General features: G+C 67.0%; 14 protein-coding genes. 6 read left to right on the top strand and 8 right to left on the bottom strand.

Going from position 1 to position 13,868, the window contains the following annotated elements:
* Positions 1 to 19: 19 nt before the first annotated feature.
* The gene (locus tag OG326_RS11680) at positions 20 to 574 is read left to right on the top strand and encodes a TetR/AcrR family transcriptional regulator (RefSeq protein WP_327144651.1); all 555 of its coding nucleotides are present in this window, start codon (positions 20 to 22) and stop codon (positions 572 to 574) included.
* A gap of 19 nt (positions 575 to 593) precedes the next feature.
* Here OG326_RS11680 and OG326_RS11675 read toward each other — a convergent pair whose 3' ends face one another.
* The 5 genes from OG326_RS11675 to OG326_RS11655 form a co-directional block, all read right to left on the bottom strand.
* Complete coding sequence (locus tag OG326_RS11675) at positions 594 to 1,640, bottom strand: methionine synthase (RefSeq protein WP_327144650.1); 1,047 nt, start codon at positions 1,638 to 1,640, stop codon at positions 594 to 596.
* Between the two features lie 156 nt (positions 1,641 to 1,796).
* Positions 1,797 to 2,918, bottom strand: coding sequence for a tRNA 2-thiouridine(34) synthase MnmA (mnmA, locus tag OG326_RS11670; RefSeq protein ID WP_327144649.1), 1,122 nt, complete (start codon positions 2,916 to 2,918; stop codon positions 1,797 to 1,799).
* Entirely contained in the window at positions 2,919 to 4,139 is a 1,221-nt protein-coding gene (locus tag OG326_RS11665; RefSeq protein ID WP_327144648.1) for a cysteine desulfurase family protein, read from the bottom strand. It lies immediately after the preceding gene.
* A gap of 144 nt (positions 4,140 to 4,283) precedes the next feature.
* Positions 4,284 to 5,057 (bottom strand): SAM-dependent methyltransferase, encoded by a 774-nt coding sequence (locus OG326_RS11660; RefSeq protein ID WP_327144647.1) that lies wholly within the window; start codon positions 5,055 to 5,057, stop codon positions 4,284 to 4,286.
* Positions 5,058 to 5,177: 120 nt separating this feature from the next.
* The gene (locus OG326_RS11655) at positions 5,178 to 6,062 is read right to left on the bottom strand and encodes an alpha/beta fold hydrolase (protein WP_327144646.1); all 885 of its coding nucleotides are present in this window, start codon (positions 6,060 to 6,062) and stop codon (positions 5,178 to 5,180) included.
* Between the two features lie 111 nt (positions 6,063 to 6,173).
* Here OG326_RS11655 and OG326_RS11650 point away from each other — a divergent pair, with 111 nt between their 5' ends.
* From OG326_RS11650 to OG326_RS11635, 4 genes are all read left to right on the top strand, one after another.
* The gene (locus OG326_RS11650; RefSeq protein ID WP_327144645.1) at positions 6,174 to 7,052 is read left to right on the top strand and encodes a class I SAM-dependent methyltransferase; all 879 of its coding nucleotides are present in this window, start codon (positions 6,174 to 6,176) and stop codon (positions 7,050 to 7,052) included.
* The gene (locus OG326_RS11645) at positions 7,040 to 7,648 is read left to right on the top strand and encodes a TetR/AcrR family transcriptional regulator (protein ID WP_327144644.1); all 609 of its coding nucleotides are present in this window, start codon (positions 7,040 to 7,042) and stop codon (positions 7,646 to 7,648) included. The genes OG326_RS11650 and OG326_RS11645 overlap by 13 nt, the downstream gene beginning before the upstream one ends.
* 149 nt (positions 7,649 to 7,797) lie before the next feature.
* Positions 7,798 to 8,511 (top strand): HNH endonuclease family protein, encoded by a 714-nt coding sequence (locus tag OG326_RS11640; RefSeq protein ID WP_327144643.1) that lies wholly within the window; start codon positions 7,798 to 7,800, stop codon positions 8,509 to 8,511.
* 44 nt (positions 8,512 to 8,555) lie between these two features.
* On the top strand, positions 8,556 to 10,073 hold the full coding sequence (locus OG326_RS11635) for an FAD-dependent monooxygenase (protein ID WP_327144642.1): 1,518 nt from the start codon (positions 8,556 to 8,558) through the stop codon (positions 10,071 to 10,073).
* A gap of 34 nt (positions 10,074 to 10,107) precedes the next feature.
* On the opposite strand, the gene OG326_RS11630 is transcribed toward OG326_RS11635, so the two are convergent.
* Positions 10,108 to 11,007, bottom strand: a complete 900-nt coding sequence (locus OG326_RS11630) for an alpha/beta fold hydrolase (protein ID WP_327144641.1) — start codon at positions 11,005 to 11,007, stop codon at positions 10,108 to 10,110.
* 101 nt (positions 11,008 to 11,108) lie between these two features.
* Between OG326_RS11630 and OG326_RS11625 the strand changes: the two genes are divergently transcribed.
* Positions 11,109 to 11,558 (top strand): MarR family winged helix-turn-helix transcriptional regulator, encoded by a 450-nt coding sequence (locus tag OG326_RS11625; RefSeq protein WP_327144640.1) that lies wholly within the window; start codon positions 11,109 to 11,111, stop codon positions 11,556 to 11,558.
* Between the two features lie 70 nt (positions 11,559 to 11,628).
* Here OG326_RS11625 and OG326_RS11620 read toward each other — a convergent pair whose 3' ends face one another.
* Positions 11,629 to 12,804 carry a lysophospholipid acyltransferase family protein gene (locus OG326_RS11620; protein ID WP_327144639.1) on the bottom strand — a complete coding sequence of 392 codons (1,176 nt, stop codon included), beginning with the start codon at positions 12,802 to 12,804 and terminating at the stop codon, positions 11,629 to 11,631.
* A 9-nt stretch (positions 12,805 to 12,813) separates the two neighbouring features.
* Positions 12,814 to 13,659: a GNAT family N-acetyltransferase gene (locus OG326_RS11615; RefSeq protein ID WP_327144638.1), complete on the bottom strand. Its 846-nt coding sequence runs from the start codon at positions 13,657 to 13,659 to the stop codon at positions 12,814 to 12,816.
* Positions 13,660 to 13,868: the final 209 nt, after the last annotated feature.

The raw sequence follows: 13,868 nt of genomic DNA, 5'->3' as shown, positions 1-13,868 counted from the left end.
AATACGACCGGAGGGACCCATGGACGGGCGTCGCAGCGATACGCGGGAGCGCATTCGCGCCGTGGCCATGGAGCTTTTCGGCGAGCACGGCTACGAGAAGACCTCACTGCGCGAGATCGCCGAACAGCTCGGCGTCACGAAAGCCGCGCTGTACTACCACTTCCGGACCAAGGAAGACATTGTCGCAAGCCTCTCCGACGATCTGCGCAGCGGCATCGACGACATCGTCACCTGGGCCGAGGCCACACCGCCCGGCCGGGAGCGGGCGCAGGAGATCCTCACCCGCTACGGCACGCTGCTGCACAGCCTGGGCAAGGACATGATGCGGTTCTGGCACGAAAACCAGCCCGCCTTCCGCCAACTCGGGTTCGGGGTCGGCCTGCGCTACCAGTTCCGGGTGCTGGCCGATCTGATGGCAGCGCCGGACGATGCGGCGCTGGCCGTCTTCCACGCCCGCCAGGCACTGCTGGCCATCAGCTGGAGCATCACCATGATGAGCGACCTCGAACTCACCGACGAGCAGTGCAATGCCGCCGCCGCGCGCATCGCCTCGGGCATTCTCGCCGATATGTGAATACCGGTGCCGCACCGGATTATTCGAAGTTGATCGACTCCGGCTCGTCCGCGTAGACGCGCGCTGTCTCGGCCGCGAGGCTCAGCGCCTGCCGCGCCCAGGACAGCGGTGCGCCCGCCAGCCCGCAGGCCGGGGAGACCAGAATCTGCTCGGCCAGCAGGCGACGCCGGAAGCCCAGCCGATCGATCAGCCGCACACCGGGTTCGGCGATCTCACGCCAGGTGACGGGCTTGTCCGGAGCGGTGGTCGGCACCAGCCCGAGGACCAGATACCTGCCGTCGTCCAGCAATTCGCCGATGCGATCGAGATCGGCCGTATGGATGGTGGAGATATCGAAACCGACTGCGGCAGCGCCACTCCGGCGCAGGAATCCGAGCGGGGGCTTGGCGGCGCAACTGTGCACCAGCACCGGCCCCGACTGCGCGCCGATCACCGTATCGAGGACGTGCAGCGCCTCCGGCTCCGGCATGGCGCGCACGGTATTGAGCATGCTGACACCGCTCAGCGAGCCCTCCAGCACATCGGTCAGCAGCGGTTCGTCCAACTGCACCAGCACATCTGTGGACAGTCGCTTACCGACCTCGGCGACATGGGTGGCCAACCCCTCGGCCAGCGATTCCGAAAGATCGCGCAGCGCACCGGAATCGGTGATCACCCGGTGCCCGAGCGGCAATTCCACCTCGGCGGCGAGCGTCAGCGGCCCGGTGACCTGAACCTTGATCGGCCGCCCGGACCCCATGAGACCGGCTGTCTCCCAAGCCTCTTCGAGCGCGTCGAGATCGGCGTGCAGGAAATCGCGTGCCCGCCGCGCCACCGCGCCCGGCCGCACAGCCAGCCGATACCCGCGCGTGGTGCTGTCGAACCGCATATCGACCAGCAGCGCCGACACCCGCCCGATCATGTCCGCACCCACCCCGCGCCCCGGCAATTCCACCAGATGCGGCAGCTCCCCCAGCTCCCCCACCACGGTCGCCGCAGCCTCCCGCGACTCGGTCCCGGGCCACGACCCGACCCCGGTCGCGATCCCGCCGCGCAAAACTCCGCCACCGGTCTCGATGTCACTCATCCGCGCCACTCCGCATCACTCGGCCATCCAGATCCAGCACTCACACAACCGCTCCGCACCACCCACGACATTCGATGACATCACGGCACGCCGGACGCTACACCGGCCGCTCGACTGCCACCGACCATGGCGGAGCGAGGGACGACCCCACCAGTGTCACTGCGCGGTGTCCGCGACCAGTTCGGTTGCGTAGGAGTGGGGTTCGCGCTCGGTGCCGGAGATGGTGCCGCTGCCGAGGACCTCGTCGCCGTCGGTGTCCGGGCGGTAGAGGACTACCGCCTGGCCGCGGGCCACGCCGGTGAGGGGTTCGCGGAGGCGGACGATCAGGCCGTCGCCGACGGCCTCGGCGACCGCGGGGGCGGTGCCGCCGTGGGCGCGGACCTGGGCCACGCATTCGATCGGGCCGTCGGGGGTCTCGCCGGAGGTCCAGATGGCGCGGGCGGCCAGGACCGTCCACACCTCGAGGTCCTTGGCGGAGCCCACGTGCACATCGCCCGAGTCGGGGTCGATGCCGGTGACGTAGCGGGGCTTGCCGTCGGCCGCCGGGCCGGGCAGGCCCAGGCCCTTGCGCTGGCCGATGGTGAACTCGTGCACGCCCTTGTGATCGCCGAGCTTGGTGCCGTCGGCATCGCGCAGCGCACCCGGGCGGATACCGATCTTGGCGCCCAGGAACGCCTGGGTGTCACCGGAGGGAATGAAGCAGATGTCGTGACTGTCCGGCTTGTCCGCGACGGCCAGGCCGCGCTCGGCGGCCTCCTCGCGAATCTGCGGCTTGGGGGTGTCGCCGATCGGGAACATGGCGCGCGAGAGCTGCTCGGCGGTGAGCACCGCGAGCACATAGGACTGGTCTTTGTCGGCGTCCACCGCACGGCGCAGCACGCCGTCCTCGAGGCGCGCGTAGTGGCCGGTGGCCACCGCGTCGAAGCCCAGTGCCACCGCGCGATCAGCGAGCGCCGAGAACTTGATCTTCTCGTTGCAGCGCAGGCACGGATTGGGGGTTTCCCCGGCGGCGTACGCGGCGACGAAATCGTCGATCACGTCTTCCTTGAAGCGGTCGGCGAAATCCCAGACGTAGAAGGGGATTCCGAGCACGTCCGCGGCGCGCCGGGCATCACCGGCGTCCTCCTTGGAGCAGCAACCGCGCGATCCGGTGCGCAGCGTGCCCGGTGACGCGGACAGCGCCAGGTGCACCCCGACCACATCGTGTCCGGCGGCAACGGCGCGCGCGGCCGCTACCGCGGAATCCACACCACCACTCATCGCGGCAAGTACTCGCATCTAGAAGCCTCCTTTCGCGCCGGCCATTCCGGCCGCCTTCGCCCGCTCGACAACCTGCGGCAGCACTGCCAGCAGGGCGTCGACATCGGCGTCGGTCGAGTTGTGTCCCAGGGTGAATCGCAGCGACCCGCGTGCCAGTCCCGGATCCACACCCATGGCGAGCAGCACATGGCTGGGTCCGGCGACACCGGCATTGCAGGCCGATCCGGTCGAGCATTCGATCCCGGCGGCATCGAGCAGCATGAGCAGCGAATCGCCCTCACAGCCGGGGAACGTGAAGTGGACATTGCCGGGCAGCCGGCGGTCGCCGGTGGGCCCGTTGAGAATCGCCTCCGGCACCTCGGCGTACACGCCGTCGATGAGACGATCCCGCAGTCTGTTCAATTCGAGTGTGCGCGTAGACATTCCGGCGACGGTCTCGCGGATGGCGGCGGCCAGACCGGCCGCACCGGGCACATCCGAGGTACCGGAGCGCAGATCCCGCTCGTGCCCGCCGCCGTGCAGCATGGGCACCGCGGGCACCTGACGGCCCAGCAGCAGAACACCGACACCGTGCGGCCCGCCGACCTTGTGGCCCGCGAAACTCGCTGCCGCCAAACCACTCCGGCCGAAGGCGATGGGCAGTTGCGCGCCCGCCTGTACCGCATCGCTGTGCATGGGCACATCGAATTCCTGTGCCACCGCGGCCAATTCGGCAATGGGCTGAATGGCGCCGACCTCGTTATTGGCCCACATGACGCTCACCAGCGCGGTGTCACCGGCATGTGCGGCCAGGGCATCGCGCAGGGTGCGGGGCGAAACGACGCCTTCGGCATCCGGATCCAGCCAGGTGATCTGCGCGCCCTCGTGCTGCTCCAGCCACTCGACCGCATCGAGCACCGCATGATGCTCGACCGAGCTGACCAGAATCCGGGTGCGCTTCGGATCGGCGTCACGGCGCGCCCAGTAGATGCCCTTGACGGCGAGATTGTCGCTCTCGGTCCCGCCGGAGGTGAAGATCACCTCGGACGGCCGCGCTCCCAGCCCCGCCGCGATCGACTCCCGAGCCTCCTCGAGCAGCCGCCGCGCGGCGCGCCCGGAGGCGTGCAGCGAGGACGCATTGCCCGCCGACCCCAGGACAGCACTCATTGCCTCGACAGCGACCGGGAACATGGGTGTTGTGGCCGCGTGATCGAGGTAGACCGTCTGGGCACCGACCGGACCCGGGAAAACCGACTTCATGACCGACAAAGCCTATCCCATCGTTGACCTGCGCTTCCTTGGGGTATCCCCGGGCGGTCTACGATTTCCCAACGATTCTGCGCACGGTTTCGGCAACAGGCCGATGGCTGTCGGTTATTCCCTCGGTCCGCGCGCCGCGCCCGATCAGGGTTTGCGGCCCACACCGCAGTAGCAGGACACCTTGGCATCGAAGGCCGGGGAGATCTCGGTCGTCTCCACCAGACCCCATCGATGCGGCGGCACCACACCCGGCTCGACCAGGTCCAGGCCGGAGAACCACCCGGTGACCTCGTCACGGGTCCGCACCTGCGCCGGCAACTTACGCACGCGATACACATCCTGGGCAGCGACCACCTGCTCCGGCGCGAAATCGGCGGTAATCGTGCAGATCACCAGGAACGAACCCGGCGCCAGCGCGTCCAGGAACGTCGACACGATCAGCGGGATGCTCGCCTCGACGAAATGCAGCAGCGCGATCATGCTCAAACCGATCGGCTCGGACAGATCCAGCACCCCGGACAATGCCGCGAGAATGGACAGCGGATCGGTCACATCCCCCTGGATGTAGGTTGTCGCCCCCGAGGTTCCGCCGGGCATCAACGCCCGCGCGTGGGCCAGCACCACCGGATCGTTGTCCACGTACACCACCCGCGCATCCGGAGCGGCCCGCTGCGCGATCTGATGCAGATTCGGCTCGGTCGGAATCCCGGTCCCGATATCGAGGAACTGCCGAATCCCCGCCTCGGCCAGGAACCGCGTACTGCGCTGCATGAACTGCCGATTCACCCGCGCCGCGGTCCGAATATCCGGCCACGCCTGCAGAATCTCCTCCGCAGCCTTGCGGTCGGCCTCGTAGTTGTCCTTGCCCCCGAGGAAGTAGTCATAGATGCGCGAAGTGTGCGGCAGATCCAGTGGCATAACTTTTTCCATCCCATCACCACTTCGATCGACCGGCCACACATCTACGTGGACAGGCTAGTCCGCTACACCCCCGGACCGAAGGGTTTCATGCGGACCTTCTATGAATACCGCGACCGCTCAGAAGAACTCACGCAGTTCGGCGGCCGCGAGCTGGGGTTTTTCATCATTGAAGGTCGCGGTGTGGCCGACGCCGTTCAGCGTGACGGATCGGGCATTCGGCAGTATTGCCGCAAGCTTCCGCAACGCCACACCCAGATATCCGACACTCCGGCTGCCACCGAGCAGCAGGGTGTCGCACCGCAGTGTGGAGAACACGGACAGATCGGGCTCGGCGCCGCGCACCACTTCGATGTCGTATCGGACCGTCGGGATGAGTTCGCGGAGCGGGCCGTGGTCCGAATCGCCCTTGTCCAGGCGCAGGAACAGTGCCATCAGCGGCACCAGAATCACTCGGGGAAGTAGGGCCATGCCCCGGAGGTCACCGGTTCCCTTGAGCACCGAGACGAAGGCCGACGCGGTCCGGCCTGCGTCCAGATCGCTTTCGTAGCGGCCCGACCATGCGGTCGGCGAGACGCCGTCGGTGGCCAGCGGCGGCTCGTACAGTGCGAGTTTGGTGATCTGCGGCAGCTGCCGCGCGGCGTGCAATGCGATCACCGCACCGGAGCTGAGCCCGAAGACATTGTGCGCATTGCTCTCTCGAAGCAGGGCGGCGAGGTCGTCGATCTCCGTCTGGATGCTGTAGTCCGGGCCGAACGGTCCACTCAGACCGCGACCACGGCGGTCGGGGATGTACACGGTGAAGCGATCGGCCAGCATGCGGGCCAGCAGTTCGAAGAGCCGTCCGGTCATCATCGCGCCGTGCACGAGGACCACCCCGGGACCGACGCCGATGCGCCGATACCCGATGGTCGTGCCGTCACTCGACCGCACCGATCCGGTCTCGAAGGTCATTGCCATACCGGCGAGAGAGGCAGCGCCGGTGCGGATGTCGTTGTGTGCCATAGGTCAAGCGTTCGCGGACCCGCTTGCATCGGACTTACGTCGCGGTGTCGTTCGCGCATTCGAGTCGCGCGAACTCTTGCGAAGGCCATAAACAGAATCTATATTCTGTTTATGGCACCGAGCTTCACCGCGCAGACCATGGCACTTCAGCGGGCCATGGAGACCGCGCAGCCGGCGAATTCACGACTGTTCACCGATCCCCTCGCTACGGCATTCCTGTCCGGGCCCCTGCGCGGCGTGGCGGCGCTGGCTCGCATACCGGTGCTGGGGCGGATCGTGCCGCGCGTGTACGACCTGGCCTTTCCGGGGCCGCGGCCGTCTGCCGTAGCGCGCACCCGGCTGATCGACGACGCCGTCTCGGAGGCTCTCGAGGCCGGGATTCGGCAATTCGTGGTGCTCGGCGCGGGATTCGACAGCCGCGCATGGCGACTGGACGGGCTGCGCGATGTCAAGGTGATCGAAATCGACCGGCACGAGACTCAGGCGGAGAAGATCGCCGCCGTCCGGCGCTCGGGCAGATCGGTCGACCATGTCCGATTCGTCGCGGTCGACTTCGAACGGGACGATCTCGAAACCGCGCTCCGGGCAGCCGGATTCGCCGAGGACGCGCAGTCCCTGTTCCTCTGGGAAGGCGTCACCAACTATCTGACCGCCGAGGCCGTCGATCGCACCCTGGAGATCGTGCACGGTCTCAGCGCGCCCGGCAGCCGCCTGGTCTTCACCTTCGTGCATGCCGGAGTCATCGATGGCAGCACCGAATTTCCGGAGGCCGCGCGCTGGATGCGCAGTGTGGCCACGGTCGGCGAGCCGTGGACCTTCGGTCTGCGGCCGGAACAATTGCGCGACTTCCTGATCGGACGCGGCTACGAACTGCTGTGGGAGGAATCGACCGCTGCGGCCGGACGGCGCTACTTCGGCACGGCCGGTCGGCCGGACCGCGCCTCCGAGCTGTACCGAGTGGCCCTCGCCCGAGTCGCATGCCCCGCCTGACCGCCCGCACGGCCGAGGAGCGGCGCGGCCGGATCATCGACGCGGCCATGGAATGCTTCGCGACACGCGGCCTGCACGCGACCACCATGCAGGATATTTGCCGGACAGCGGGTTTGAGCCCGGGCGCGGTGTACTGCTGGTATCCCAGCAAGGAATCGATCGTGAATGCCGTTGCCGAGCAGCGGCATCGGCGCGAGCGCGAAATCCTCGAGACAGCGCTCCGCACCGCCGACCCGCGGGCGAGCCTGCACTCGTTCCTGGACAGCTATTTCGAATGGCTCGCCGATCCCGAGGAGCAGCAGCGGCGGCGTGTCGGCGTGCAGGTGTGGGCCGAATCTCTGGTCAACGATCAACTCCGGCAATCCATCAGCGAGGGTATCGGCCAGCGCACGCTGGCATTGGACTTCGTCCGCGCGGCGCAGGCGGCAGGGACGGTTCCCGATCAGGTCGATGCCGACGCCTTCACCCGAATCATCCTGGCCATCATCCAGGGTTTCATCCTGCAGCAGTCGTGGGAGCCGGAGCTCGATATCGAGAGTTTCCGGCGTGCCCTGACCCTGGTGGTCGATGCTCTCACACCGAAGTCCGGTAGCTAGCGGAGGATTTGCCACAATCTGATATGGATGCCGTTGGCGCGCAATAAGTCTTGGTCAGGAGATCAGCTTGGCGCTTGCCGGTACTTCGGTCCAGCCGATCTGCTTTCATTGACGGCGGAACGATCGGCGCTGTACCGAAGGATCATCTGATGAAGGTTTTCGTGGCAATCGGGTTGTGCGCTTTGATCATTCCCGGACTGGCAGGTTGCAAGGCATCCACACCGGCCAAGGCTCCGATGGCTCCGGCGGCCGCGCAACCGTCCGGGAGTCAGCCGGCCATCGCGCCACCGGCCGGGGTGAGCGCCGCCCAGGCCCGCACCCAATTGGCCGCACTGCCGGTCAAGGGCCGCGCGGCCATGACCGGTTACACCCGAGATCAATTCGGGCCGGCCTGGACCGATAACAACAATGATCCGGGCGGGCACAACGGCTGCGATACCCGTGACGACATCCTGCGCCGCGATCTCACCGACGTCTCCCCCGCCTCGGGCTGCACCATTCAGTCGGGCACGCTGCACGATGTCTATACGGGCAAAACCATTGCCTTCCAACGCGGGCCGAAGAGTTCGGTGGTCCAGATCGATCATATGGTTCCGCTCGGCGATGCCTGGCAGACCGGGGCGCAGCAGCTCACGGCGGAGCGCAGGCAGGATCTCGCCAACGACCCGCTGAACCTGCAGGCCGTCGACGGGCCGACCAATGAGGCGAAGGGTGATGGCGACGCGGCGACCTGGCTGCCGCCCAATAACGCCTATCGGTGCGTATACGTCGAGCGGCAGATCGCGGTCAAAACCGCGTACGGACTATGGATCACGTCCGGTGAGCACGACGCCATGGACAAGCTGCTCGCCGGCTGCAACTAGCACCCCGGGCCGCGACGCCGCCACCCATCGACAAGACTGATCCGGTGCAGACTCCGGTACTTGTCGTGGGCGGTGGACCGGCGGGGCTTGTCGCCGCGCTCGGATTGGCGCGGCGCGGTGCCGGCGTGCGGCTCCTCGAACAAGCCGAAGGGCCGTCCGCCGCTTCACGTGCGAAGGGTCTGCAGCCACGAACACTCGAGATGCTCGAGCAGCTCGGAGTGCTCGACGAGATACTCGCCGCCGGCGGCCGGTTTCCGCGCTGGCGCAGTTACCGGTCCGGCGAATTGGCGTGGGAGAAGTCCATTTACGAACTTCTCGGCACCGGTGACCCCGTCGCGACCACTGCCATCCCCTACCCCGAGACGTGGATGGTCGCGCAGTGGCGGACCGAGGACATACTGCGACGCGCGCTGTCCGAACAGGGCGTCGAGGTCGAATACGGTTCGGCGCTGGACACTGTGGACCAGGATGGTGACGGCGTCACGGCGACCATCCGGCGATCCGGTGCGTCCGAACAGATCCGGGCGTCCTATGTGATCGCCGCCGACGGCGCGGCCAGTACCGTCCGGGGTCTGCTCGGCATCTCGTTCGACGGCATAACCCGGGAGGACGAACGCTTCCTGACCGCCGACGTGCGCACCGCCGATCTGGATCGCGAGTTCTGGCACAACTGGTCGAAACCGGACGATCCGGCGGCGCGCGTATCGATCTGCCCGCTGCCCGGCACCGATACCTTCCAATTCGTCGCGCCCCTCGCACCGGACGAGGAAGCGACGGAATTGATGCTTTCGACCCTGCAGCGGCTGTTCGAGGAGCGCTCCGGCAACACGACTGTGCGCTTCACCGACGCACCCTGGATCACGCTGCACCGCACCAATGAACGGCTGGCGAGCCGATTCCGTGACGGGCGGGTATTCCTCGTCGGCGATGCCGCACACGCCGTTCCGGCCGCCGGTGGACAGGGGCTCAATACCGCGGTTCAGGATTCACACAATCTGGCTTGGAAGCTGGCCGCAGTGCTCGAGGGCGCACCGGACCGCCTGCTCGACAGTTACGAGCAGGAGCGCCGACCGATCGCGGCCCGGCTGATGGCGGGTCTGAGCACCGCCGACGAGCACGGCGAGACACCCGATATCTTCCAGCTGCGCAACAACTATCGAGAACGCGGACTCAGCGAGGAGTACCGGACCACACCGGGCGAGGTGCGAGCCGGCGACCGCGCGCCGGATGGGCCATTGAAGCTCGAGAGCGGTGCGGCGCAGCGGATTTTCGACCTGCTGCGCGATCCAGAGCTGACATGCCTCGTATTCGGCAGCAACGCCACCGATGCAGTCAATGCGATTGCACACCAACACCATTCGGACATCGCCGTCCGGATACTCGCGGTAGCACTCGATTCGCCCGCGACCGCCGATATCTTGCAGGTCACCTACGACGTCACCCCCGGCGACACCATCGCGTTCCTCATACGGCCGGACGGATACATCGGGTTCGCCGCAGAGGACCATATCGCCGAAACGCTCAACGCCTACATGTCCCGCATCGCAGGCCCACCCGCATAGACCGCCATCGCCCCCGACGCTGGGAATGCGGCGATCAGTGCGCGATGGCGCGGATATTGTCGATCATCGTCGGCCATACCGCCCTCGGGAACGCACCGTGCCCGACGCCCGGTAGCAGTACCAGCTTCGCGCCCGGCACCGCGTTCGCGGTCGCACGACCGCCTTCCGGGCGGATCATCACATCGGCGGTGCCGTGCATGACGAGGGTCGGTACACGGACTGCGCCAAGGGCTTTGGTGCGATCCGGAGCCGCGAGCAGCGCGACCTGCTGGCGCAGTTTGCCCGCCGGATCGTAGGCCCGCCGGAAACTCTCCGCACCGACCTCCCGAAGCCATTCGATATCGAGCGGATAGTTTTCCGCGGGGGTGCCGATCATCCGGTACATCGCGATCATCTGATCAGCCGCCTCGGCCGCGGAATGCACCGGCTGCTGAAGCAATCCCGCGACCCGCATGCTGTTGCGAATGGTCGCACGGCCGATGCGCGCCGACGGCGACGACATGATGGAGGTCAGGGAACGCACCCGCCGCGGGAATTCGATCGCCATCGTCTGGGCGATCATGCCGCCGAGCGAGCCGCCCACGATATGCGCTGCGTCCCAGCTCATGTCATCCAGTACCGCCACCGCATCGGCGGCCATATCCGCGAGTGAATAGGACGCCGCCGCCTTCGGCCGCAGGATCATGTCGAACATTCCCGGCTCCCCCGCGTCGGCAAGGTGCGTGGACAGCCCGACGTCACGGTTGTCCATGCGAATCACCTGAAACCCGTCGCGCACCAGGTCATTGCAGAAGTCCTCGTTCCACACGAGCATCTGCATACCGGTGCCCATGAGCAGCAGCATCGGCTCACCGGTGGCGGGCCCGAAGACCTCGTAGGCGATCGATACCGCACCGTTGCGCGCCCGGCCGGCGGTCTGAATCTCATTGCTCATCTCAAAGTCCTTCCTGGGAGTAGCTCCGGAAAGAAGCGTAGCGCAGAATCGTTCACATGTGAACAGTTCACTTTCGAACGCCGATCGAATACACTGCGGGCATGCCGAAGCCGACCGATCTGTACAGCGAATTCGGCTTCTACATCCACCAGACCGTGGCCCTGATCGATAAGCGCGGCGAGGCGATGTTCCGCACCGAGCTGGGTATCAGCCTGCGGCAGTTCACACTTCTGCGGCTCTTCGAAGCCGGGCCGAACGTGCCCTCCCAGCAGCTCCTCGCCGACCGCCTCGGCATTGCCAAAAGCGCGGTGAGCAGGCATATCGATATCGCCAGGCAGGCGGGCTGGATTCAGGTGGAGGTCTCCGAACAGTCCCGCCGCCAGCACACCCTGACCCTCACGGCGGCGGGCAAAGACCTACTCGCGCGGGCGAAGACGCTGATCGAGCAGTCCGAGGTCGACGGGTTCGGGGATCTGCCGGAGGCGGATGTGGAGGCCACCCTGCGGACCCTCAAAGCCTTGCACGCGAAGCTGATTCAGCAGCCGGACTAGAGCGGCTGCTGGAAAACAACAGCGCCGACCCGCCGGGGGAAGACGGCGGATCGGCGCTATCGACGTGAATTCACACGCGGGCGGGGAGCTTTACCTGGGTATGGAGTTCGGGGTGCCGCTCCGAATCCAGCAGGACGGCGCCCTCTTCGGCGCGGCGGACGATGCCGGCGAAGGCGCGGTCCACGGCGTCACCGTGAATGGCACGCTCACAGCGGCGGGCCAGGTCACGGCGGTCGGTGCCGGGGAGTTCGAGCGGTTGCAGCACGATCTCCGCGACGATGCCGCGCGAACGCAGCACGCGGCGAACCGAATCGCCCATGGTGTCCACACCCACGAAACCCGGGACAGTGGACACCTGGCCGTGCGCGTCCAGGTAGCGCAGCCGGATCGGCTGCACCGGGGTGCCGGTGTCGATGGCGGCCTGGAAGAGCGCGGGGCGCAGGCGACCACGGGCACGGCCGCACCAGGTGGTGCCTTCCGGGAAGAGGCCGACCCGCTCGCCTGCCGCCAGCCGCTCGGCAATCTGGTTCACAACGCCGGGAAGGGCGCGCAGCCGCTCCCGCTCGATCGGGATCACCCGCACCAGTCGCGCGATATCGCCGACCAGCGGCCAATCGACCATATCGGCACGGGCCACGAAACCCATGGACTCGACGGCGGACAGTGCGAAGATATCGGTCCAGCCGATATGCCCGGCCACCATGAGGCGGCCCTGCGGCGCGGGCGCAGCGGTATCACCCTGTGCCACAGCCGAATCAGGCCCAGCCTGCGTAGCGAACTCCACCTGACGGGCTGTCGCGGACTGCACCGCGATCTCAGCGCCGGCCACTGGTGGCGCCGCTTCGGCGTCGGCCGCTTCCGCAGTGCCCAAACCCGTGGACCGAGGTCCGGCGAACAGCGAATTCTGCTGTACGCCGGTCAAATCGGCGCAATCACCGGTGGCAGCGCCACCGGCGCGATTGTCGACGATGCGCAGGCGAATTCCGCAGCAGTGCAGCAGCGTTCGGGCGTACCGCTTGTGCAGGGCGGTCCGCCAGCGACGCGGTGTGGCCAGGTGCGCGACGGGAAAACTCACCAGCACCGCACCTACGCCGAGGGCGCGGGCGGCGACCAGGAGGTTTCCGGCCTCAGGGGCGGTTTCGACGCAGTCCGGGCCGCAGGGGCTGGACGGCATCCAGGCGTGGGCGGCGGGTGCGGCCGGGGGACACGGCAGCGAACCCACGCCGGGGGAAAGGAAGGCAGGCATCATGATTCATCACCGCTCGAGAGTGGCCACCGCGCCCTGCAGGCGCTCCAGGTAGCGAGTGTTGATGGTCGAAAGGCCCAGCAGCGCAACGAAGTCCGCGACCGCGAAGTCGGGATCGTGTGCGGGCTCGCCACAGATCTGCGCACCCAGGCGCAGGTAGCCGCTCATGAGCGGCGGGAGCTTCGGGCGGGCCGGAGCGTCCAGCTCGTCGAGGGTCAGACCGTCGACGACCACCGGGTTGTACGGGCGCACATGGCGTTCCGGCTCCAGCGCGTACTTGCCGAGCAGCTGATCACGCACGGCCCGCACATTCCGGCCCGGCGCTTCCTCGGGAGTGGTCTGCATGGGCACCGAAACGCAGCCCATGATCCATTCGTAGCCGGTGAGCTGGATGTAGTGCAGGATGCCCGCCCACATGAGGGTCAGCGTGGAACCGTTGCGGTGATCGGGCACCACGCAGGCACGACCCATTTCGACCATCCGGTTCCCGGCGGGATCCATTGCGGTGAGGTCGAATTCGGTGGCGGTGTAGTAACCGCCGGCGGCGGTCACCTTATCGGGCGGCAGCATCCGGTAGCAGCCGACGAACTGATCGGTGAGATCGTCTCGCACCAGCAGGTGGTCGCAGTGGTCGTCGAAACGGTCTGCGTCCAGGCCGTTCTCGTTGACCGGGATGGTGAATCCCGGCTCATTGGCGAAGACCTGGTAGCGCAGGCGCTGCGCGGCCTCGCGATGCTCCGCATCGGAGGACACAACCAGTGAGTACTGGGAGCGGCCCGACGTGCGCAGCGGCTCCGGAGTGACATATGACGCGGGTGTGAGCCGGCTGGAGCTCGACGCTGCCATGGTGGTCATACGGTTGATCAAACGAGGCTCAGAATGCGCTGGAGCGACGGTCAGATGGCGGCTCGATGCCAGTCCGGTGAACGCGACGCACACCACACCCGGAGTTCATCGCAGGGCCGCTGAACGTTCTCTACCAGGACAAACGCTCGTATCCTGGCTGGGTACAGCGGGGTTTTCACCACCGCGGACCGCTCTTTCCAGGCACCGGGCGAGCCTGC

Source organism: Nocardia sp. NBC_01327, assembly GCF_035958815.1.
Lineage (GTDB): Bacteria > Actinomycetota > Actinomycetes > Mycobacteriales > Mycobacteriaceae > Nocardia.
The sequence above is the reverse complement of the archived record's forward strand: the minus strand, read 5'-3'. Positions and strand labels throughout refer to the sequence as shown.